The following is a 21,057-nucleotide window of genomic DNA, read 5'->3' as shown; positions in this document are numbered from 1 at the left end:
ACTGCGCCAAACTGCAAAAAATCTATCCGAACGGGAGGAAAGACAATGCACGACACATTCACCATCGACAGGCGTGGTTTGCTCCTTGGAGCAGGCACTTTGGCCCTGGCAAGTTCGCTGCCGCTCAAGGCGAGGGCGCAATCACCTCGTAAGGGTGGAACGCTGCGTATCGGCATGGCGGATTTTTCCACGTCCGAGACGCTCGATCCGACTCTGATGGACTCGCAGTTTCAGCAGAACCTGCATTGGCAGCTGCGAAACAACCTCATCGAGGTCGGTCCTGGAGGAGTGTTGATCCCGGAGCTCGCAGAGAGCTGGAAGGGCTCAAAGGACGCAAAGACCTGGACCTTCAGCCTCCGGAAAGGAGTGACCTTCCACAACGGCAAGCCCTTCACGGCGGACGACGTCATCTATTCATTCAACCTGCACCTCAAGGAGGGATCAAAGTCACAGGCCCGCCCGCTCCTGGCGCAGGTCGCTTCGATGAAGGCAGATGGGCCCAACACCGTGATTTTTGACCTGAAGGACGCCAATGTCGGGTTCCCGGCCATCACGAGTGCCGTTGGCCTTTACATCGTGCCGAACGGAGAGACGGATTTCGATAAGGGTGTCGGTACCGGGGGCTACATCCTCGAGCATTTCCAGCCGGGCGTGAAGTCCGTCGTGCGCCGCAATCCGAATTACTGGAAGGCCGACCGCGCGCACTTCGATACCGTTGAGATGATCTGCATGAAGGATGCCACAGCCCGCGCGAACGCGCTTCTGACGGGCCAGATCGATGCGTATAACTCGGTTGATGCGAAGACGGTCTCCCTGCTTCAACGCAGCAATGCAATCCGGATCAACCGGGTCAAAAGCAAGGCGCACTTCGCTTTCCCGATGATGGTCGATCAGGGACCGTTTACGAGCAACGATGTTCGCCTGGCCATGAAACTTGCGATCGACCGGGAGGATATCGTCAAGCGCATCCTCAACGGATTTGGTTCGGTCGGCAACGATCACCCGTTGTCTCCCGCCTACCAGATGTATAGCGCGGATGTCCCGCAACGGTCATATGATCCGGATAGGGCGAAATTCCACCTAAAGAAAGCCGGCGTTTCGGATCTGAAAGTGCAGCTGCACGTTTCCGACACCCCATTCACTGGCGCGACTGATGCTGCCGTGCTCTACAAGGCTCATGCGGCGAAGGCGGGCATCACGATCGACGTGGTGAAGGAGCCCGAGGACGGATATTGGAGTTCCGTCTGGTCGAAGAAGCCCTTCTGTGCGACCCGGTGGAGCGGACGCGTCAATGAGGATGTCATATTCAGCCTCGTCTACACGGCGGACGGCATCAAGGCAGGCTGGAACGAAACCCGGCTGAACGACGATCGCGTCAACCGTCTTGTCGAGGAGGCCCGCCGCGAGTTCGACACCGAAAAGCGCCGCGCGCTTTATGCGGAGCTCCAGAGGATCGTTCACGACGATGGCGGATCGAACATCTTCGCCTTTTCAGACTTCATCGATGCTGTCAGCAGCAAGGTGACGCATGGTGAATTGTCGGGCGAGTACATGCTCGATGGCAGCCGCGCCGCCGAGCGCTGGTGGTTTGCCTGACCCACTTCGGTCCTGTGCGCCACCGCATCGGCGAGTGCCTGCGGTGGCGCAATTTCTCGGGACGACGCCAGGGCAGATGATACCCGCCCCGAAGGGATGGTGCAGATGAATATCATACTCTCCATTTCAGCCAAGCGACTGGCCCTCGGGCTGGCGACGCTGCTGACGATTTCACTGATCGTGTTCTTCTCCGTGGAGCTTTTGCCTGGCGATCTCGCGGAGGCGGTTCTCGGTCAGGGAGCAACACCCGAGGCCGTGGCCGCATTGCGCCACGAACTCGGCTTGGACCGTCCAGCGGCGGCGCGGTATGTGGCGTGGGTCGTCGACCTTCTCCACGGAGATCTCGGTCGCTCCTTGGCAACAGGCCGGTCCGTGGTCGAGCTGGTCGCTGATCGGTTAGGGAATACGGTCGTTCTCGCCCTTGCGGCCGCGGCCATTGCGATGCCGATAGGGATCGGCCTCGGCATTCTGTCGACGGTCTATCGCGGTCGGGTCTTCGATCGTGTGGCATCCACGGCGTCGCTGGCCGGGATCTCCTTCCCGGAATTCTTCACCGCTTACATGCTGGTAGCGATCTTTGCGGTCAAGCTCGGCTGGCTGCCGGCCGTCGCGTTGGTAGGATCCGGAGAGAATTGGATGCAGCGAATCGCGCTGCTGACATTGCCGGCTTTGACCCTAGCTCTGGCCGTGATTGCCTACGTGTTGCGCATGACCCGCGCGGCCCTCGTTGGCGTCATGGCTGCGCCCTATATCGAGATGGCTTATCTCAAAGGCGTTCCGCCGGTCTCCATTGTTATCCGGCATGCGCTGCCGAATGCGCTTTCCCCAATCATCAACGTCGTCATCCTGAACCTGGCTTATCTCGTCGTCGGGGTCGTCGTCGTCGAGGTGGTGTTTGTTTATCCGGGGCTCGGGCAGCTTCTGGTCGACTCGGTATCCAAGCGTGACATTCCTGTCGTACAGGCCTGCTGCATCATCTTTGCAGCGACTTATGTGCTTCTGAATCTGCTCGCCGACATTCTGTCGATCCTGTCCAATCCTCGGCTGAAGCGGCCCCGACAGCAGGTGTGAGATGAACATTCCCGATAAGCTCAAACATGCGCCTTTGTCGGCCAAGATCGGAATCGGCATATTGGCGGTCAATCTGCTCTGTGTCCTGTTCGCGCCGTGGATCGCGCCTTATGCAGAGGGGCAGATCGTGGGGGATCCCTGGGCGCCCGGCCTCGGGGTGGCAGCAGCGGGCGACCCCGCGTCGACGACTTGGCTCGGAACCGACCATCTGGGACGCGATGTGTTGACTCGGCTGATCTTCGGCGCCCGCAACTCGATATTGATCGCTCTCCTGACGACCATGATCTCGTTCTCGGTCGGAATTACCTGCGGCCTTCTCGCGGCGACGATGCGCGGCGCCGTCGATCAGGTTATCAGCCGTATCGTCGACGTCATGATGGGCTTTCCGACCCTGATCTTCGCCTTGATGGTGTTGGCGGTCCTCGGATCATCGGTCCCTGTTCTCATCGGGGTCATCGCTCTTCTCGACGCTACGCGCGTTTTTCGCATCACCCGGGCCGTGGCCATGGATCTCGAGGCGCAAGACTTCGTCGAGGTTGCAAGATTGCGCGGCGAAAGCATAGGTTGGATCATGCGTCGGGAATTGTTGCCGAACGCCATTGCCCCATTGGCGGCGGAGTTCGGTCTACGGTTCTGCTTCGTGTTCCTTTTCATCGCGACATTGAGCTTCGTTGGATTGGGAATTCAGCCGCCGACGGCCGATTGGGGGTCAATGGTGCGAGAGAACGCGGCGGCGGTCTCGTTCGGCATTCTCATGCCGCTGTTTCCCGCTTCCGCTATTGCTCTTCTGACGGTTGCCGTCAACTTGATCGTGGATTGGGCCGTGGCGTCGACGAGCGGAGCGCGCGATGAGAATTGAACAACGGATCGTTTCCATGAGCGCAGCGATGAACCGTGACGTCATTCTCGAGATCCGTGGGCTCGGGATGGAAGGGTTCAGCGGCGGTTCCTGGCACAAGATCGTGCACGAGCTGGACCTGACGCTGCACCGGGGAGAGGTCCTCGGGCTCATAGGCGAGTCGGGTGCCGGAAAGTCGACGATTGGTCTCGCCGCGATGGGTTATGCCCGCGCCGGATGCCGCGTCGTGGGCGGAACAGTCCACTTCAGAGGACAGGATCTCCTGCACATGCCTCCCGCGGAACGCCGTGCGTTGAGAGGCTCGAAGATTGCGTATGTCGCGCAAAGCGCGGCGGCGTCATTCAATCCCGCGCGACGGCTCATGGATCAGGTCGTCGAGGTCGCTGTGACTCGGGGAGGGCGCTCCCGACAGGAGGCAGTCCAGGATGCCCAGGATCTGTTTTGCCGCCTTGCTCTTCCGAATCCCGAAACGATCGGCTTCCGGTATCCTCACGAAGTGTCGGGTGGCCAGCTCCAGAGGGTCATGACCGCGATGGCGATGGTATGCCGTCCCGACGTTATCATCTTCGACGAGCCGACGACGGCGTTGGACGTGACCACTCAAGTCGAGGTCTTGGCCGCGATCCGCAGGATCGTGGAGGAGTTCCAAACCGCTGCAATCTATATCACCCACGATCTCGCCGTCGTCGCTCAGCTCGCCCACAAAATCATGGTGCTGCGGCACGGCCGCCTGATCGAAGAGGCCCCTACGCGGACCATGCTGGCGCATCCGCAGCATGACTATACCCGGTCCCTGTGGGCCGTGAGGAAGCTTGCGAAGGATGCCGTGCCAAGAGGCAATGAACTTCTGACGGTGAGGGATCTCACGGCCCATTACGGCACGGTGCCGGCACTGGAGGATGTCACGGTGGAGATCGAGCGTGGCCGCACGGTGGCGGTTGTCGGCGAATCCGGTTCCGGAAAATCGACGCTCGCCCGGGTCATTACGGGTCTCCTCAAGCCCAGCTCGGGGGAGATCACGTTTTCCGGCGAAAGGCTCCCGCGTACCGTCAGGGATCGGAGCAAGGAGCAGCTGCGTCGCCTGCAGATGATTCATCAGAGCCCGGATGCCTCGCTCAATCCACGCCATACCGTTCGCGAGATCATTGGACGGCCTCTCGAGTTCTATTTCGGGCTGAACGGGCAACGGCGGGAGCAGCGCATCGTCCAGCTTCTCGACATGATCGAGCTGAGCGCGAAGTATCTCGATCGGTTGCCCGCGTCGCTCTCCGGCGGTCAGAAGCAGCGCGTCTGCATTGCGCGTGCCCTTGCAGCCAATCCGGAATTGATCGTCTGCGACGAGGTGACGTCCGCTCTCGACCAACTCGTTCAGGAAGAGATCCTGAAGCTCCTCTTGCGATTGCAGAGGGAGCTGTCGATCTCCTATCTCTTCATCACGCATGATATCGCGACGGTCAAAGCCATCGCCGATCAGGTCGTCGTAATGCATAGGGGGAAGGTCGTCCAGCGAGGCACGAAGGCGGACGTCCTCACGCCACCTCATCCTGCCTATACGGAGCTTCTGCTGGCGTCGGTTCCGGACGTCGATCCGGAGTGGCTAGACCGACTTCTGGCGGCCCGCCGGCCCGATGTCTCCAGCGCGGCATCGTGACGAGATCGTCTAACAACGGAACTGCCGGAGATTTTGCATGCGCTACGCGCACGACATCGAAGAATTGCGCAGCATGATCGGCGGGGGATCCATGCAAGGGCAAAGTGAACTTGCCGGACGAGATCCAGGATGGGATGCGCGGAACTTCAACGCATTCGCCGCAGTCCGGCCGGATTCGCCCGATGCCGTCGCGAAACTCCTGCGCTGGTGCTGTCCGAGGGAGATCCCGGTCGTACCTCATGGGGGACGAACGGGCCTGGTCGGTGGCGCCGTCACGACTCCCGAAACGCTGATCTGTGATCTGGGCGCACTTGATCGCATCGAAGAAATCGATCCTGTGTCGGGCATCGCCTTGGTCCAGGCAGGCGTGACTCTGGGCGCGCTGCAGGAGGCCGCGAGAGCATTCGGGCTCGATCCCGCCATCGACCTTGCGGCGCGCGGCTCGGCGACGGTGGGCGGTCTCATTTCGAGCAATGCCGGAGGCATCATGGCATTTCGATCCGGTGTCATGCGCCATCGCGTGCTCGGGCTTGAAGCCGTGCTCCCGGATGGAAGCATTTTCAGCGATCTGACCCGGGTCATGAAGACAAGTGCCGGGTATGATCTCAAGCACCTGTTCATTGGCGCGGAAGGAACGCTCGGGATCGTGACCCGTGCAGTCGTCAAGCTTGAGCCGTTGGTCCGCGCGCGAGCGACCGCTCTCGTCGGCGTCGACAACGCGGCCGCAGCCCAGGGGGTCGTGACGCACTTTCTGTCGCGCGGCGGTACGAATCTACGCGCCGCGGAGATCATGTGGCGCAAATACGCGCAGACCACCGGCGCAGCCTTAGGGTTCGAACAGGGCCAGCTTCCTCTCGACGCCGACTGCCTCCTGGCGCTTGAACTCGGCGGGGATAGCTTCGAGGCTGCTTCCGCGGCATTGGAAGACGGATTAACGGCGATCTATGAGGATGCAGGGATCATCAAGGACGGCGTTGTCGCCAGCTCCGTGCAACAGGCCGACCGGATCTGGCGGGTTCGCGAGGACACCGAGATCCTTTACCGCCTTCATCCACAGGCGCCTTCGTTCGACGTTTCCGTTCCAGGCAGAGCGATCGACAGCTATGTCGATCGTCTTGGCCCGGCGCTCAGGAGCATCGACCCGCAGTTGGATCCGTATATCTTCGGCCACCTGGCCGATGGCAATCTCCACATAGTCCTCAATATCGAGGGTCCGTTGCCGACGCCCATTCAGCAGCGTATCGAGGACCTGCTGTATGCGCCTCTCGATGCGATCGGAGGGTGTTTCTCGGCGGAGCACGGGATCGGCCTCAAAAAGCGGGCGGCCTTCGAGCGCTACGCAGATCCGGTGAAGCAGAAACTCTCACGCGCCATCAAAGGTCTCCTCGATCCGAAGGGCCTGCTCAATCCTGGGAAGGTGGTCGACCCGCTCTGAGGCGCCCGTACCGGCCTGGATTACGCTCATGCGGGCTTTGATCGGTCCGGGAACTGTCCAGTCCCGGCCGGTGAGAACCGGCCGACCAGCCGGTGACGCTCGCCAGGGTAGGTGATGCGGGCCTCCGTCATGAAGATCCCGGCCTGCCACGTTCGCCGCTCCAGAAGCAGGCATGCGGTGCCGGACGGGATTTGAAGGTGCTTATGCAGCTTGGCATCGGCATTGACCGCCCGAATCACATGCTCCGCATCCGTCCAGGGCACCCGGTTCAACAGCCATGTTCCGGGGGGCATCTGCTCGAACTGCTCCGTGCGGGCTTCCGGCACAGCCGCAAGATTGATGATACGCTCCTCGTAGGCTTCCGGCTGACCTTCCACGAGATGCAACGTCGTGACGCAGAGCACTTTCGAGCCGGCTCGAGCACCGGTCCGCGTTGCGGCCGCAGCGTCGATCGCCTCCACGCCGCGGTGCAGGACCTTGTGCTGGTACGTCTTGCCGGCGCGCTCGGCTTCCAGCGCGAAATCCTGGATCTCGAGAACGGCGCGGTCGGCGCTCGGGGCAGCCACGACGGAACCGGCGCGACGTTTTCTGATGATCAATCCCTGATTGGCAAGGGCCGAGAGAACTTTGTTCACGGTCATACGCGAGCAGCCGTACTGCTCCGCCAATTCGGTTTCGAAGGGAACCCGGTCTCCAGGCGCCCATTCGCCTGACATGATCCGCCTTTCGATATCGTCCCGGATCCGCTCATAGATATGCATAAAAACTCGTCCCGTACGCCGGATTGCTCCTGGAAATCCTTCTTTACTCGCGAATCCGGCGCCCGGATATGAATATCGTGGCCGGCCGCGCCATCATATCACCGGCCTTATGTCTGGTATGTTGGCCGGGCGGGTTTTCACCGAGGGCCTAGACCTTCGAAATCGTCAGGGACCGCAAGGCGAGGAGCAGCCGGTCGTTTTCGTCAGGATGACCGATCGTAATGCGCAGGAAGTTCTGGTAACCGTCTTCCCGCCACGGCTTGACGATGACGCCCTCCTTGAGCAGGCGATCGGCGATGTCGGTGCTGTCGCTATGACACGCGAAGAACAGAAAGTTGGTCTGCGACACCGCAGGCGCATAGCCCATATCCTGCAGGGCCAACGCAACACGCCCCCGCTCGGCCCGGGTGCGCGCCACCGACGCCTTCATCCACGCCTGGTCGCCCAAGGCCGCGAGGGCGGCCGTCTGAGCGGCGACGTTGACGTTGAAGGGTGTCTTGGCCTTCCGGATCGCATCCGCGACCTGGATATCGGAGCAGACGGCATATCCAACCCTGAGCCCGGCCAGGCCATAGGCTTTCGAGAAGGTCCTGAGTACGACGTAGCGGATATCCGTCGCGGCGAGCAGGGCGACGCCGTCCACGCGCGCTGCCTCGTCGGCATACTCGAAATATGCCTCGTCGAAGACGAGTACGGTTTCGCGGCTTATGCACTTGAGAATGGCGTCCAGGGCGTCGTGCGACAGTGCGGGTCCGACCGGGTTCCAGGGCGAACTGAGCATCAGGAGCTTCGGCCGCCGGGACAAGGCGTCGAGGATGGCCGGTAGGTCGAAGGCCAGATCCGATGTCATAGGAATCTTCACGACCGTCGCTCCCATCGCACGGGGCTCGATTTCGTGAAGACCGAAACTCGGGGCCACGGTCGCCACGTGGTCGCCCGGCAGCAACAGGGCGCGCGAGAGGGCCGCGATCATTTCCTCCGATCCGTTTCCGACGACGATATGATCGGGATGGGTGGCAAGATGCTCGCTCAGCGCCTCGCGAAGAACCATGCACGCCGGATCGGAGTAGCGCCACGGCTCCAGTCCTGTCGGAGCGAGGGCTTCCAGAACCGCCGGGGAACAGCCGTCGGGGTTCTCGTTGCTGGCTAGCCGCGCGATGGATTGGTGACCGCTGGCCCGGCGCGCCGCCCCGATGCTCATGCCGGCATTGTATGGCGGAAGGACAACAATGTGAGGATTGAGGCTGATCGGGTCTGTCACGTTACGCTCGCCATATGTCGATGATGTAGAGTTCCAAGACGCCCCGCGAGCTGATGTGGACTAACTCCGCCCCCGCAGTCTTGGAAACGATGATCGTGTCGCTATCCTCGGCCTCGATCGTCGTGCCGGCGCCATATGCCGTCGCGCCGGAGCCGGTCACGAGCATGAGCGTGATGTCGCCGCGGCACGTCACGCCGAATTCCCCCGTGTCGGCCATTCGGGTCATGGCATGTCCGTAGCGACCCCGCCGGGTCATCACGTTCAGATCCATGATGGATCCGTCCACGAGGCCCGCGTCGACCGGGACGTCGCCCGGGAACGAAACGGGGGCGGTGCCGAGACCGACCAGAACCTCGCCCCGCCCTGCGATGGACAGCCGGATTCCGTTGCCATCGAGCACGGCGAGCGTTCGGTCGATCTCCGGAAACAGGGAGAAGGGGCCGGACGATGCGACCTTCGCCATGCTGACCCGCCAATCGAAGGTGTCCAGGGTCGAGCCCTCAGGGGAGGCGATGATCTCAATCGTCTCGCCGCCGCCGTTCTTCCACGGCATGCGTCGATAGCTGGTCGAGGGAACGAGGTGCATGGCGCGCGGCCTAGCCAAGGCTCGGGAGGTTGAGCCCGTGATCGCGGGCGCAGCCGATCGCAATGTCGTATCCCGCATCGGCATGGCGCATCACGCCGCTGGCGGGATCATTCCAGAGCACTCGTTCGATGCGCTTGGCGGCCTCGGGCGTGCCGTCGCAGACGATCACCATTCCCGAATGTTGCGAGAAGCCCATCCCCACGCCGCCGCCATGGTGCAACGACACCCAGGTGGCTCCGGACGCACAGTTGAGAAGGGCGTTCAGAAGCGGCCAATCGGACACCGCATCCGATCCGTCCTGCATGGCTTCGGTCTCGCGGTTGGGGCTTGCGACCGAACCGGAATCGAGATGGTCGCGGCCGATCACGACAGGCGCCTTCAGTTCGCCCCCGGCGACCATTTCGTTGAAGGCGAGGCCGAGGCGATGGCGGTCGCCGAGGCCGACCCAGCAGATGCGGGCAGGCAGCCCCTGAAAATGGATGCGCTCGCGGGCCATGTCGAGCCAGTGATGGAGATGCTTGTTGTCCGGGAGCAGCTCCTTCACCTTGGCGTCGGTGCGGTAGATGTCCTCCGGATCGCCCGAGAGCGCGGCCCAGCGGAAGGGGCCGATCCCGCGGCAGAAGAGCGGCCGGATATAGGCCGGCACGAAGCCCGGAAACGCGAAGGCATCGGCGACGCCTTCTTCCTTCGCCATCTGGCGGATGTTGTTGCCGTAGTCGAGGGTCGGCACGCCGGCGCGATGAAAATCCAGCATGGCGCGCACATGCTCCGCCATGGAGTGTCTGGCAGCGCGCTCGACGGTCTTCGGGTCGCTTTCGCGCCTCGACTCCCACTCCGCGAGAGTCCAGCCCTTCGGCAGATAGCCGTTGATCGGATCATGCGCCGAGGTCTGGTCCGTGACGGCATCCGGGCGGATGCCGCGCCGGTAGATCTCCGGGAAAATCTCGGCGGCATTGCCGAGGAGGCCGACCGATACAGGTTTCTTCTCACGGCACGATTGCTCGATGATCGCAAGCGCCTCGTCCAGCGTATCGGCGCGTCGGTCGAGATAGCCCGTCCTCAGGCGCATCTCGATGCGGCTCGGCTGGCATTCCACGGCAAGGCAGGATGCTCCCGCCATGGTGGCCGCGAGCGGCTGCGCACCACCCATTCCGCCAAGGCCGGCCGTGAGGATCCAGCGCCCCGACAGGTCGCCGTCGTAGTGCTGGCGGCCGACCTCGACGAAGGTTTCGTAGGTGCCCTGCACGATGCCCTGGCTGCCGATATAGATCCAGGAACCCGCCGTCATCTGGCCGTACATCATGAGGCCCTTGCGGTCGAGCTCGTGATATTTGTCCCAGGTTGCCCAGTGCGGCACGAGGTTGGAATTGGCGATCAGCACGCGGGGCGCGTCAGGATGCGTGCGGAAGACTCCGACGGGCTTGCCGGATTGCACGAGCAAGGTCTCGTCCGCCTCCAGGGCCTTGAGCGCAGCAACGATGCGGTCGAAGCTCTCCCAGTCGCGTGCCGCACGACCGATGCCGCCATAGACGACGAGCTCGCCCGGCTTCTCGGCCACGTCGGGATCGAGATTGTTCATCAGCATGCGCAGGGGCGCTTCGGTCAGCCAGCTTTTGGCCGACAGATCTGTGCCGTGCGCGGCGCGGATCACGCGGGTGTTGTCGATGCGGGTCATGGCTTGGTCCTCGACGAGGCTTCGGTTGCGGCGAAGGAAAGACAGGTTTCGAGAATGCGGGTGAGAACGGCGCGCATGGGCGCCGCATAGGCCTCGTCATAGGATGTCGGCCATGCGCCCTCGGCGACCGGGCCGAGAGGCTCACGCATGTAGCCGCGGCAGGCGAGCTCCATTTGAATGGCGTGAACACCCGTCTCGGGCTTGCCCAGGTTGCGCGTGATGTAGCCGCCTTTGAAACGCCCGTTGACCACATGGCTGAAGCCACTGCCCGCGCAGATCGTCTCGACGGCATCGCTGAGAGCGGGAGCGCAGGTGGCTCCGCCGTTGGTGCCGATGTTGAAGTGAGGCAGGGTGCCATCGAACAAGCGCGGGATGATTGATCGGATCGAGTGGCAGTCATAGATGACGACACGGTCATGCCGCGCCCGCAGCCGTTCGACCTCGGCCCGGAACGTCGCGTGATACGGGTCGAAAAAGCGCGCGCGACGTTTGGCGATCTCCTCAGCCGCCGGTGCCGCTCCCTGCTTGTAGAGCAGTTCGCCGTCGAAGGTCGTGGTGGGACATAGCTCCGTCGTCGCCTGTCCCGGATAAAGCGACATGCCCGAGGGATCGCGGTTCACGTCGATCACCGTGCGGGAAATCGACGTGCGGATCACGGTTGCACCGAGACCGGGAGCGAAGTCGTAAAGCTGCTCGATCCACCAATCGGCGTCCTTGCGCGCGAGCCAGGGAGACACCAGGCCCGCTTCGTATTCGGCCGGAATCTCCGTGCCCGTATGGGGTAGGCTCACGATCAGCGGCGCGTCTCCGCGTATGACGGAGAGCGAGGGGGAACAATCCGAAGCAGTCATGATGGCCGCTTTGCCTTTCACAGTTCTTCATCAGCCACGAACGGCAGGACATCATGGCCCGCTGCGGCCGCGAGAGCGCCGGACGCGACCAGCATGGTCGCGCGTTCCATATCGGGAGCCATGTGCCGGTCTTCGTCCAGATGCGGTACTTCGGCCCGCAGGAGTGCGCGCGCATCCTCGAGCCGCACGCTCGAGTGCATCGGTGCATGAAAATCGCAGCCCTGTGCCGCGGCGAGCAGTTCGATCCCGATGATGTTCGCGGTATTTGCCGCCATGCTCAGGAGACGCCGTGCGCCATGGGTCGCCATGGACACGTGATCTTCCTGGTTGGCTGACGTCGGGATCGAATCGACGCTGGCCGGATAGGCCCGTTGCTTGTTCTCGGAGACGAGCGCCGCAGCGGTCACCTGAGGGATCATGAAGCCGGAATTCAAGCCCGGCTTCGGTGTCAGAAAGGCGGGCAGACCCGAAAGGGCAGGATCGACCAGCATGGCGATGCGCCGCTCGGCGAGAGAGCCGATTTCACACAAGGCCATGGCGATCATGTCGGCCGCGAAGGCGACGGGCTCTGCATGGAAGTTGCCGCCCGAGATGACCTCTCCGGTTTCCGAGAAGACGAGCGGATTATCGGAGACGCCGTTCGCTTCCGTGCCGAGCGTTTCGCCCGCTTGACGAAGCAGATCGAGGACCGCGCCCATGACCTGCGGCTGGCAGCGCAGACAATAGGGATCCTGGACGCGTTCGTCGTTGATGAGATGTGAGGCGCGGATGGCGCTGCCCTGCATCAGCATGCGCAGGGAGGCCGCCACTTCGATCTGTCCCCGGTGGCGCCGCAGCGTCTGGATTCTGGCATCGAAAGGCCCGTCCGATCCCTTGGCGGCGTCGGTCGCCAATGCCCCGGTGACAAGGGCCGCTTGGAACACCCGCTCCGCCTCGAAGAGGCCGGCGAGCGCCAGGGCCGTCGAGACCTGCGTGCCGTTGAGAAGCGCAAGGCCTTCCTTGGGGCCCAGAACGAGGGGTCTGAGGCCCGCTCTGGCGAGGGCCGCTTCGGCCGGCATGCGGACGCCGTCGACGAGGATGTCCCCCACGCCCATGAGCGCCGCCGTCATGTGAGAGAGCGGAGCCAGATCGCCGGAGGCGCCGACAGAGCCCTGGCCCGGAATAACCGGGAAGAGCCCCGCCTTCAGGCACGCGGCCAGGTGCTCGATGGTGGACCAGCGCACGCCGGAGGCTCCCTGCGCCAGACTTGCGAGCTTCAGGACCATGACCAGCCGGACGATCTCGGCCGGCAGGGGCTCGCCGACGCCTGCCGCATGCGACAGCACGATGTTGCGCTGGAGCGTCGCGAGATCGGACGAGCCGATGCGCACGCTCGCGAGCTTTCCGAAGCCGGTATTGATCCCGTAGACGGGATCGCCCTTGGCCACGATGGCCTCGATGGTCCCGGCACCCGCCTCGACCTTGGGGCGGCATCGGTCGTCGAGTATGACTGCTGCGCCTAAATAGACGGAGCGCCAATCGGCCAGAGAAACGGAGCCGGGAATAAGCGTTACGGTGTCAGTCACTGTCCTCTCCAGATACGGGCGTGCAGCGGGTTGAAGCCGAGGCGATAGACGAGCTCTGCCGGTCGCTCGATGTCCCAGATCGCGAGGTCGCAGGCCTTGCCGGGTTCGAGTGTGCCGATCTCGTCGAGCTTTCCGAGCGCACGCGCGGCTTCGCGCGTCACGCCCGCGATGCACTCCTCGACAGTCAGGCGGAACAGGGTCGCGCCCATGTTCATGGCGACGAGAAGCGAGGTCAGTGGCGACGTACCGGGGTTGCAGTCCGTCGCGAGCGCGATCCGAGTGCCGTGCCGGCGGAAGGCATCGACCGGTGGCAGCTGCGTTTCGCGCAGCGTGTAAAAGGCTCCGGGCAGGAGCACCGCGACCGTTCCGGCTTGTGCCATCGCGCCGGCTCCCTCATCGTCGGTGTACTCGAGATGGTCGGCCGACAGCGCGCCGAACCCGGCTGCGAGTTTCGCGCCGTGCAGGTTGGAGAGCTGGTCCGCATGAAGCTTGATTGTCAGGCCGTGCGCTTCAGCTGTCTCGAAGACGCGGGCGGTCTGTGCCGGCGAGAAGGCAATTCCTTCGCAAAAGGCATCGACCGCATCCGCAAGGCCTTCCCGGGCAATGACAGGTAGCATCTCCCGGCACACCATGTCGATATAGGCGTCCTTGCCGCCGTTCGCCTCCGGCGGCAAGGCATGGGCTCCGAGAAAAGTCGTGACGACGGTCACGGGGCGCTCGCGGCCAAGGCGTCGGGCTGCGCGCAGCATTCGCGCTTCCGTTTCGAGTTCGAGCCCATAGCCCGATTTGATCTCGATGGTGGTGCAGCCCTCGGCGATCAGATGATCGAGGCGGGGCAGGGCTCCTGCCACGAGATCGTCTTCGCTTGCCGCCCGGGTGGCCTTCACGGTGGAGACGATACCGCCTCCCGCGCGAGCGATCTCTTCGTAACTCGCTCCATTCAGGCGCATTTCGAACTCGGCCGCCCTATCGCCGCCGAAAACGAGATGAGTATGGCAGTCGACGAGGCCGGGGGTGACCCAACGGCCCTCACAATCGACCTTCTCGAGTGAGTCCCAGCCTGTCGGAAGATCTCCGACGGGTCCCGCGAACGCGATTCGACCGTTCCTGGCCGCGATCACGCCGTCATGGACGATGCCGAGGCCGTCGGCGGCAGGGGCCAGCGTCGCAAGTCGTGCATTGAACCAGACCGTATCGAAACGCATGGGCTTCTCCCGTCGCGCTGGCGAGCCTTCACTGCGGCATCATTAAGTCTATACATATTCACCAAGGTATGTCTATACATATTTCCCGAGATTGGTAATATCGGGCTGGAGATGGATGGGCCGATCAGCAAGCCTTCCGGGTGTTTTCCCAAGGCGGAAGCGCGGACATCCACCCTCGACGGTTCATTCGAACGATCCTGCGGTGGCAAGACGATGGCATCAGCAACACGCAAGCTTACATTCGATCACGCGCTGCTTCCTTCGGGGTGGGCAGCGGATGTTGGGATCGACATCGCCGATGGCACCATTTGCGCCGTGCAGGCAAATGCTCCCTCCGAAGAGCGAGAGCATATTGCCGGCATTGCGCTGCCAGGCTTGCCCAACCTGCACAGCCACACGTTTCAGCGTGGCATGGGCGGCCTTGCGGAGACACGGGGGCCGCGCGGCGACAGTTTCTGGACATGGCGCCAGGTCATGTACCGGTTCCTTGGGCAGTTGACCCCTGCCGACATTGAGGCGATTGCGGCTGCCGCAATGGTGGAGATGCTCGAAGGCGGCTTCACGGCATTGGCCGAATTTCACTATGTGCATCACGATGTCGACGGGAGGCCCTATGACAATCCTGCCGAGCTCTCCGAGCGAATAGCGTCGGCCGCGCACGAGACGGGCATGGGGCTCACGCTCCTTCCGGTATTGTATTCGCACGGGGGCTTCGGAGGGGCGGCGCCTACGGAAGGCCAGCGTCGATTTATCAACGCTGTCGAACGTTATGCCGTGCTTTACGAGAATGCGAAGAATGCGCTCGCCGACCTCGACGATGCCGTGATCGGCATAGCGCCCCACAGCTTGCGCGCCGTTTCTCCAGAAGCCTTGCAAGACCTGTTGATGATGGCTCCTTCGGGGCCCGTTCACATCCACATCGCGGAGCAGATCAAGGAAGTCCAGGATTGTCTTGCATGGTCAGGCCTGCGCCCTGTCGAATGGCTGCTCGACCATGCTCCTGTCGACGGACGATGGTGCCTCGTCCACGCCACCCATCTGACGCCGGAGGAAACCCGGCGATTGGCTCAAAGCGGCGCCGTTGCCGGTCTTTGTCCGATCACGGAGGCCAATCTCGGAGACGGCACCTTCAATGGCGTGGATTTCCTCAGAGCGGGGGGAGCGTTCGGGGTCGGGTCAGACTCCAATATTGAACTCAGCGCGCCGGGCGAGTTGAAGCAGTTCGAATACAGTCAGCGTCTCCATCACAGGGCGCGCAATGTGCTGCCGGGAAACGAGGGTGAGTCGACGGGGCGCGTTCTCTACGAGGGAGCACTCGCGGGCGGCACGCGCGCCGTCGGCCGCCAGGTCGGCGCCATCGACACCGGTTGCCGGGCTGACTTTGTCGTACTCAACCCCAAGCACCCTCATCTCTCGGCGGTCTCTGGCAATCGCTGGCTCGACTGTTATGTTTTCACGGCCGGTACGACAGCCATCGACAGCGTGATCGTCTCAGGTCGAACCGTCGTGGCAGGCGGCCGTCACGAGAAACGGGACGCCATCATGAATAAATACGCCGCCACCATGAAGCGGGTTCTAGGATGACCGGCAAGCATCCGACATCAGGGTCGACCTGTCCGTATCGCGACTCGCGCCGCAGTGGCGTGAGAGGATGGGAAACCCCTGACGACCGAGGCGAACCGCATCACGAAGCCGAAAGCGGGCGTGGTTCCCGTGGAGGGAGTGGCCACAGGCGTGCTGCACCGACGCCTGCATCCTCGGGCGTCGACTCCAAGGGTAAGTTCATCCGATCTGCCACCGCCTATTGATACAGAGGGGAGCCGCCATTTCGGCCTAAAAGTCGATTGCCATTCTGGCGGCAAGGTTCTTAACTCATCCGGTGCAGAACCTTTATCTCTATCGATCGAGCGTTCCGGATCAACGTTTGGTGAGGACATGACCACTTTCACCCCGTGGACGAGCGACCGCGCAAGGGAAATCGTCGCAACTCATGCACGGCTCGACGGTGCCGCGCTGCCGATCCTCCATGCGTTGCAGCGCGAATTCGGACATATCCCTGACGAAGCGATCCCCCTCGTCGCGGAGGCGATCAATCTCTCCCGGGCCGAAATCCACGGCATCGTCACCTTCTATCACGATTTCCGCCGCCAGCCGGCTGGGCACCATGTTCTCAAGCTCTGCCGGGCCGAGGCGTGTCAGTCGATGAATGGCGCCGTTGTCGCACAGGAATTCCTCGCGACGCTCGGCATCGGTTGGGGCGAGACGACGCCGGACGGCAGCCTGACGGTCGAGGGGGTCTATTGCCTGGGCCTGTGCGCCTGCGCCCCGTCCGCCCTTTACGACGGCGAGCCGATCGGGCGCCTCGACCCTGGGGCGCTCGACGCGGTCGCCCGGGAGGCGAGGGGGCTATGACCAGGGTGTTCATTTCAGCCGATGCCGCATCCCTTGCCCTCGGTTCCCGCCGGATCGCCGCCCTCCTGGTGGAGGAGGCATCCCGTCGCGGAATAGCACTGGAAATCGTCTCGACCGGCTCGCGAGGATTGTTCTGGCTCGAGCCACTGGTGGAGGTCGAGACGGCCGAGGGCCGGATTGATCTTCCCTCGCTTTGACGGACACCTCTGATACGCTCCTGCGGGAGCGGGAAGGTGTTTGATGACGAAGACGAGGCGAGAATTCACACCCGAGTTCAAGCGAGAGGCTGTGGCGCTTCTGGAAAGCAGCGGCCGCCCCCGATACAGATCGCGACCGAACTGGGGATCTCCCCATCCATGCTGCGCAACTGGCGAGCTATTACCCACGGGGCGGCTCCCCAGTCCAGGGCTGCTCCCAACGCCAGCTTGACGAGCACTGGGGTCCCACCGTCGCCAGCTGATCAAGCTGCCGAGATCGCGCGGCTACGGCGCGAGCTGGATCGCACCCGTATGGAACGAGACATCTTAAAAAAAACCATCGGCATCTTCGCGGAGGTGCCGAAATGAGGTTTGGCTTCATCGAGCAGCATGCCCGCATCTACCCGGTGCGGCTCATGTGCCGCGTGCTCGGGGTCCGCCAGCGGCTATTATGCCTGGCGCTCCCGGCCAGAGAGCCAAAGGGCGATAGCAAACCGGCGCCTGTTGAAGGAGGTGCATCGGCTCCACGCCCAACATCAGGGCCGCTATGGGAGCCCACGCCTGCACGCAGCCTTACGAGCTCAGGGCTATCGGGTCAGCCGCGGCCGGATCGAGCGGCTGATGCACCGGCATGGCATTTGCGCGCTGGCCCGCCGTTGCTTCCGGCCGACCACGACCGACAGTCGCCACGCGTTGCCGGTTGCGCCGAACCTATTGCAACAGGAGTTTGCAATGTCCACGCCGGACCGGGTCTGGCTGGCTGACATCACCTATGTCCCAACCGGTGAGGGCTGGCTCTATCTGGCCGTGGTTCTTGATCGAGCGACCCGAAAGGTGGTGGGCTGGGCGATGCGCGATCATATGCGCACCGAGCTGACCCTTGGAGCCCTGATCATGGCCGCCCAGCGGCAGCGCCCAGGCCCTGGACTCATTCATCATTCGGACCGCGGCAGCCAATATGCAGCCGGGGCCTATGCCATGCAGTTGACCGCCATGAAGGCCAAGGCATCGACGGGCCGGACGGGCTGCTGCTATGATAACGCACCAATGGAGTCGTTCTTCCATTCCTTGAAAGTGGAACTCGTTCATCAGCGGAGTTGGGCGACGCGCGAAGAAGCTCGCCGGGATCTGTTCGGCTACATTGAGAGCTATTACAATCGGCAACACATTCACTCGGCTCTCGGGTATCTCACGCCCGAACAGGCCGAGCGGACAGCGAGCTAACCCGGTGTCCACTCAATCGGGGGAAGATCAAAGTCGACGTCCCCAGAGAGAACGGAACGGAAGCCCGAGCCGCTCGAACTCGGTCTCCTGCATGTCCATCATCAGCCGAACCAAATCTAGTGGCTCGTACTCGGACGAGTCGACGAAAGCCTTGGCCAGCCCGTCGCGCGCGCCAGGCCCAGCAACGACGAACTCTGCCTCGTCATGATTGATCACTGTTGAGTAATTTAGGTCGATCGCTAGCTGAAAGGCGAGAAAGTCGCCTAACGATGGATAGCTCTTCAGCAGCACGAATACCTCTTGAAGATTCTTGGTTTGCTGCAGCCGGGCGACGAAGTCGCCTCGCAAAATCAGCTCAATTAACCGCAAGTGCCCGTGATGCTTTACGCTGCTCGTGCTCAGAGCGATAGGTGGCATAATATAAGCACCCGAATAGAGGCGTATGCCCGCAGCCGCAGCTTTACTCAGAACAGTCCCGATATGGTCCGATTCAAAACTCTGCCAGTGAAGCGGACCAGCTTGCCGTTCGAGCATCTGCCAAGTCGAGATTCTATTGAACAGCTTGAAGAGCAGAATGCGGAATACAACTTCATTCGGAGCGTCCGGATAAGCCGGATTGTAAATGACGTTCCGGATCAGGAACTGACTGACCCGATCGGATGCACGATATGCGTTGGTGACTTGTATCGTTGTAGGATTTGATCATCTGCCCATGGTGGGGAAGTTCCCTCAAGCCGGCGGAAAAAAATCGCCTGGCGCTCAGTCGCAAATCGCCAGAAAAGGTCAAAGACTGGGTTGGTTCGGAGATCCGAGAGCCGCCGTACAGATCGATGGGGAGTCTTCACTATGATCGCGCACAGGGTCAAACGTCGTCGCTTGAAACTTCGACGTGCGTCGCGCCCTTGGATGTTCATTATACGGTTCTGTCGCAACTCCGGGGTAAAGCTGAAAAGGCGGGAGCGAAGCCGCTTGGTACTCAAGTGGCAAGTCGCTCGAACTGTTCAGCGAGCGACAGTTGATGAGTGCAGGCGTATTTCGCCTTTCCCTTGCGCATCATATGGACCATTTCGATGTCGCCCAGCACAGCGCGAGCGCTGTTCATGGACTTCAACCCCATCATCGGGCGAACTCGCCGCTTGATCGCGCGGTGATCCTGTTCGATACGATTGTTGAGGTAGCGACTCTGCCGGATCCGGATCGGCTCGCGCTTCCGTCGTGATCGGTCCTGTAGCCGGTCCGTTGTACCACAGGACAAGATCGCCTCCTGATTAGTCTGGCTGCCGTCGATCACAATCCGCTCTGGCCGGCCATGCCGCTTGAGGGCCCTGTTCAGGAACCGTTTGGCGGCAGAAAGATTGCACCGCTCGTTGAACCAGAACTCGACCGTGTCGCCATGGCTCTCAACGGCTCGGTAGAGGTACATCCAGCGCCCGCGCACCTTGATACACGTTTCATCGATATGCCATTTCCTCCTGACAGGACGCTTGTGTCGATTGAACCTCTCGAGAAGCTCGGGTGAGTAACGGACGACCCAGCGACCGACCGTGGCGTGGTCGACAAAGATGCCGCGCTCGGCCATCATCTCTTCGAGATTTCGGAGGCTGAGGCTGTAAGCGAGAGACCGCCGGACACGGAGCAGGATTACCGATCGATCAAATTGCCTGCCCTTGAACGTCTCGGATCACCCTCTCTCATCAGAGCAGGCCATAGCCCGAGAGAGGAAAGAAAGAGTTGCGATAGAACCGGATTACTCACGTCCCGCCCCGGCCCGGAACCGCTCAACGGCATCGTCGGCGGCGGTGGCCTTCAAAAGCGCGCCCCAATCATCGGGAGGATTCCCAGCCTCGAGCATCTTCTTGAACACCTCGTAGGCATCCGTCTTCGAGCCGTAGGCCCGCTTGGTGTCCTCGTCATTCACCCAGGCAAGTATGATCGCCTTCTTATCGTCCGAGTAGCGGAAGAACAGCCGAAACTGCTGGAGAAACTTCGCCCGGAACCAGTGCTTGTTGTTGTCCCCGAGCGCCGATCCCTGCCGGAAATCTGGATTCGTCGGATCGCCGGGGATGACCTCGAAGGCTGTCTTGAGCAGGGCCAGGTAAAGCTTGGTCGCCTTCTTGGTCTTGTATTCCTTCGGGTATTTGGCCCTGACGGCGCGATATGCCGTATGGTAGGCTTCCAGTTGGTCGAGGAAGAGTGGGTGGGCGTAGATTTCCCACCCGTTGATGACAAAGGCAGGCGCGCTCACTCGTCGTCGCCTGTCAGGGGGGCGTCGAGGTCGATTTCCACATCGGAGAGCTCGCGCAAATCATCGAGGTAGGTCTTCGGCACCGGACAGATGGCGGCGTCCTTGCGCTCCATCATGTCCCGTTCGAGGAACCCGAGGAACTGCGAGATCACCGGGTCCGTGTGCGGCTCGGCCTCTTCCTTGCTGGCGATCACGACCGTGCCGTCAGGCATCCCGCGGAATACGACACGGCCACGCTTGCGGACAGCAAGCATCTTCCTGACCGCCGCCGGCACCGTGGTCTGGCCGCGCTCCGTAATGGTCGCCTCGATCTCGAATAAGGCATGTTCGCCCATTCCTGCCTCCCAACGCTTGCTCGTTCATCTTGTAAGGTAATGCATTTGCATTGTATGTCAAGGGTGGAGCGGCCTCGTCAACGGTTTGTGAGGTCGCGGGAGCCACCCGGAAGGGCTTTGGTGCATAA

Annotated in this window: 17 protein-coding genes and 3 pseudogenes; 9 read left to right on the top strand and 11 right to left on the bottom strand. The window is 62.3% G+C overall.

Annotated features, from left to right (window positions below; translation table 11 throughout):
* The first annotated feature begins 45 nt into the window (after window positions 1–45).
* The 5 genes from AB8841_RS07785 (at window position 46) to AB8841_RS07765 (ending at window position 6,612) form a co-directional block, all read left to right on the top strand.
* Window positions 46–1,596 carry an ABC transporter substrate-binding protein gene (locus AB8841_RS07785; protein WP_370435210.1) on the top strand — a complete coding sequence of 517 codons (1,551 nt, stop codon included), beginning with the start codon at window positions 46–48 and terminating at the stop codon, window positions 1,594–1,596.
* A 105-nt stretch (window positions 1,597–1,701) separates the two neighbouring features.
* Window positions 1,702–2,667, top strand: a complete 966-nt coding sequence (locus AB8841_RS07780) for an ABC transporter permease (protein ID WP_370435209.1) — start codon at window positions 1,702–1,704, stop codon at window positions 2,665–2,667.
* A gap of 1 nt (window position 2,668) precedes the next feature.
* Complete coding sequence (locus AB8841_RS07775; RefSeq protein WP_370435208.1) at window positions 2,669–3,526, top strand: ABC transporter permease; 858 nt, start codon at window positions 2,669–2,671, stop codon at window positions 3,524–3,526.
* Window positions 3,516–5,177 (top strand): ABC transporter ATP-binding protein, encoded by a 1,662-nt coding sequence (locus AB8841_RS07770; RefSeq protein ID WP_370435207.1) that lies wholly within the window; start codon window positions 3,516–3,518, stop codon window positions 5,175–5,177. The genes AB8841_RS07775 and AB8841_RS07770 overlap by 11 nt, the downstream gene beginning before the upstream one ends.
* Window positions 5,178–5,214: 37 nt before the next feature.
* Window positions 5,215–6,612, top strand: a complete 1,398-nt coding sequence (locus AB8841_RS07765) for an FAD-binding oxidoreductase (protein WP_370435206.1) — start codon at window positions 5,215–5,217, stop codon at window positions 6,610–6,612.
* A gap of 26 nt (window positions 6,613–6,638) precedes the next feature.
* On the opposite strand, the gene hutC is transcribed toward AB8841_RS07765, so the two are convergent.
* The 7 genes from hutC to hutI all read right to left on the bottom strand — a co-directional run bounded on the left by hutC (window position 6,639) and on the right by hutI (window position 14,516).
* Window positions 6,639–7,373 carry a histidine utilization repressor gene (gene hutC, locus AB8841_RS07760; protein WP_370435205.1) on the bottom strand — a complete coding sequence of 245 codons (735 nt, stop codon included), beginning with the start codon at window positions 7,371–7,373 and terminating at the stop codon, window positions 6,639–6,641.
* Between the two features lie 148 nt (window positions 7,374–7,521).
* Window positions 7,522–8,634 carry a histidinol-phosphate transaminase gene (hisC, locus tag AB8841_RS07755; protein WP_370435204.1) on the bottom strand — a complete coding sequence of 371 codons (1,113 nt, stop codon included), beginning with the start codon at window positions 8,632–8,634 and terminating at the stop codon, window positions 7,522–7,524.
* Between the two features lies 1 nt (window position 8,635).
* Complete coding sequence (locus tag AB8841_RS07750) at window positions 8,636–9,220, bottom strand: HutD family protein (RefSeq protein WP_370435203.1); 585 nt, start codon at window positions 9,218–9,220, stop codon at window positions 8,636–8,638.
* Window positions 9,221–9,230: 10 nt separating this feature from the next.
* Window positions 9,231–10,895, bottom strand: coding sequence for a urocanate hydratase (gene hutU / locus AB8841_RS07745; RefSeq protein ID WP_370435202.1), 1,665 nt, complete (start codon window positions 10,893–10,895; stop codon window positions 9,231–9,233).
* Entirely contained in the window at window positions 10,892–11,746 is an 855-nt protein-coding gene (gene hutG / locus AB8841_RS07740; protein ID WP_370435201.1) for an N-formylglutamate deformylase, read from the bottom strand. Before hutG ends, hutU begins: the two co-directional genes overlap by 4 nt.
* A 17-nt stretch (window positions 11,747–11,763) precedes the next feature.
* A complete protein-coding gene (gene hutH, locus AB8841_RS07735; protein WP_370435200.1) occupies window positions 11,764–13,311 on the bottom strand; it encodes a histidine ammonia-lyase in 1,548 nt (515 codons plus the stop codon).
* Complete coding sequence (gene hutI, locus AB8841_RS07730; protein WP_370435199.1) at window positions 13,308–14,516, bottom strand: imidazolonepropionase; 1,209 nt, start codon at window positions 14,514–14,516, stop codon at window positions 13,308–13,310. The genes hutH and hutI overlap by 4 nt, the downstream gene beginning before the upstream one ends.
* A gap of 213 nt (window positions 14,517–14,729) precedes the next feature.
* On the opposite strand from hutI, the gene AB8841_RS07725 reads away from it, so the two are divergent.
* The 4 genes and pseudogenes from AB8841_RS07725 (at window position 14,730) to AB8841_RS07710 (ending at window position 18,349) form a co-directional block, all read left to right on the top strand.
* Window positions 14,730–16,100, top strand: coding sequence for a formimidoylglutamate deiminase (locus AB8841_RS07725; protein ID WP_370435571.1), 1,371 nt, complete (start codon window positions 14,730–14,732; stop codon window positions 16,098–16,100).
* Window positions 16,101–16,451: 351 nt separating this feature from the next.
* Window positions 16,452–16,928, top strand: coding sequence for a formate dehydrogenase subunit gamma (locus AB8841_RS07720; protein WP_370435198.1), 477 nt, complete (start codon window positions 16,452–16,454; stop codon window positions 16,926–16,928).
* Window positions 16,925–17,125, top strand: a complete 201-nt coding sequence (locus AB8841_RS07715) for a hypothetical protein (RefSeq protein ID WP_370435197.1) — start codon at window positions 16,925–16,927, stop codon at window positions 17,123–17,125. The genes AB8841_RS07720 and AB8841_RS07715 overlap by 4 nt, the downstream gene beginning before the upstream one ends.
* Window positions 17,126–17,168: 43 nt before the next feature.
* A pseudogene (locus tag AB8841_RS07710) lies at window positions 17,169–18,349 on the top strand (IS3 family transposase).
* A gap of 27 nt (window positions 18,350–18,376) precedes the next feature.
* Here the strand turns inward: AB8841_RS07710 and AB8841_RS07705 are convergent.
* From AB8841_RS07705 to AB8841_RS07690, 4 genes and pseudogenes are all read right to left on the bottom strand, one after another.
* A pseudogene (locus tag AB8841_RS07705) lies at window positions 18,377–19,263 on the bottom strand (nucleotide kinase domain-containing protein).
* A gap of 62 nt (window positions 19,264–19,325) precedes the next feature.
* Window positions 19,326–20,021: pseudogene (locus tag AB8841_RS07700) on the bottom strand (IS6 family transposase); the annotation flags it as partial.
* Between the two features lie 75 nt (window positions 20,022–20,096).
* A complete protein-coding gene (locus AB8841_RS07695) occupies window positions 20,097–20,594 on the bottom strand; it encodes a type II toxin-antitoxin system YhaV family toxin (protein WP_370435196.1) in 498 nt (165 codons plus the stop codon).
* A complete protein-coding gene (locus AB8841_RS07690; RefSeq protein ID WP_370435195.1) occupies window positions 20,591–20,929 on the bottom strand; it encodes a type II toxin-antitoxin system PrlF family antitoxin in 339 nt (112 codons plus the stop codon). The genes AB8841_RS07695 and AB8841_RS07690 overlap by 4 nt, the downstream gene beginning before the upstream one ends.
* Window positions 20,930–21,057: the final 128 nt, after the last annotated feature.

Source organism: Microvirga sp. TS319, assembly GCF_041276405.1.
Classification (GTDB): domain Bacteria; phylum Pseudomonadota; class Alphaproteobacteria; order Rhizobiales; family Beijerinckiaceae; genus Microvirga.
The sequence above is the reverse complement of the archived record's forward strand: the minus strand, read 5'-3'. Positions and strand labels throughout refer to the sequence as shown.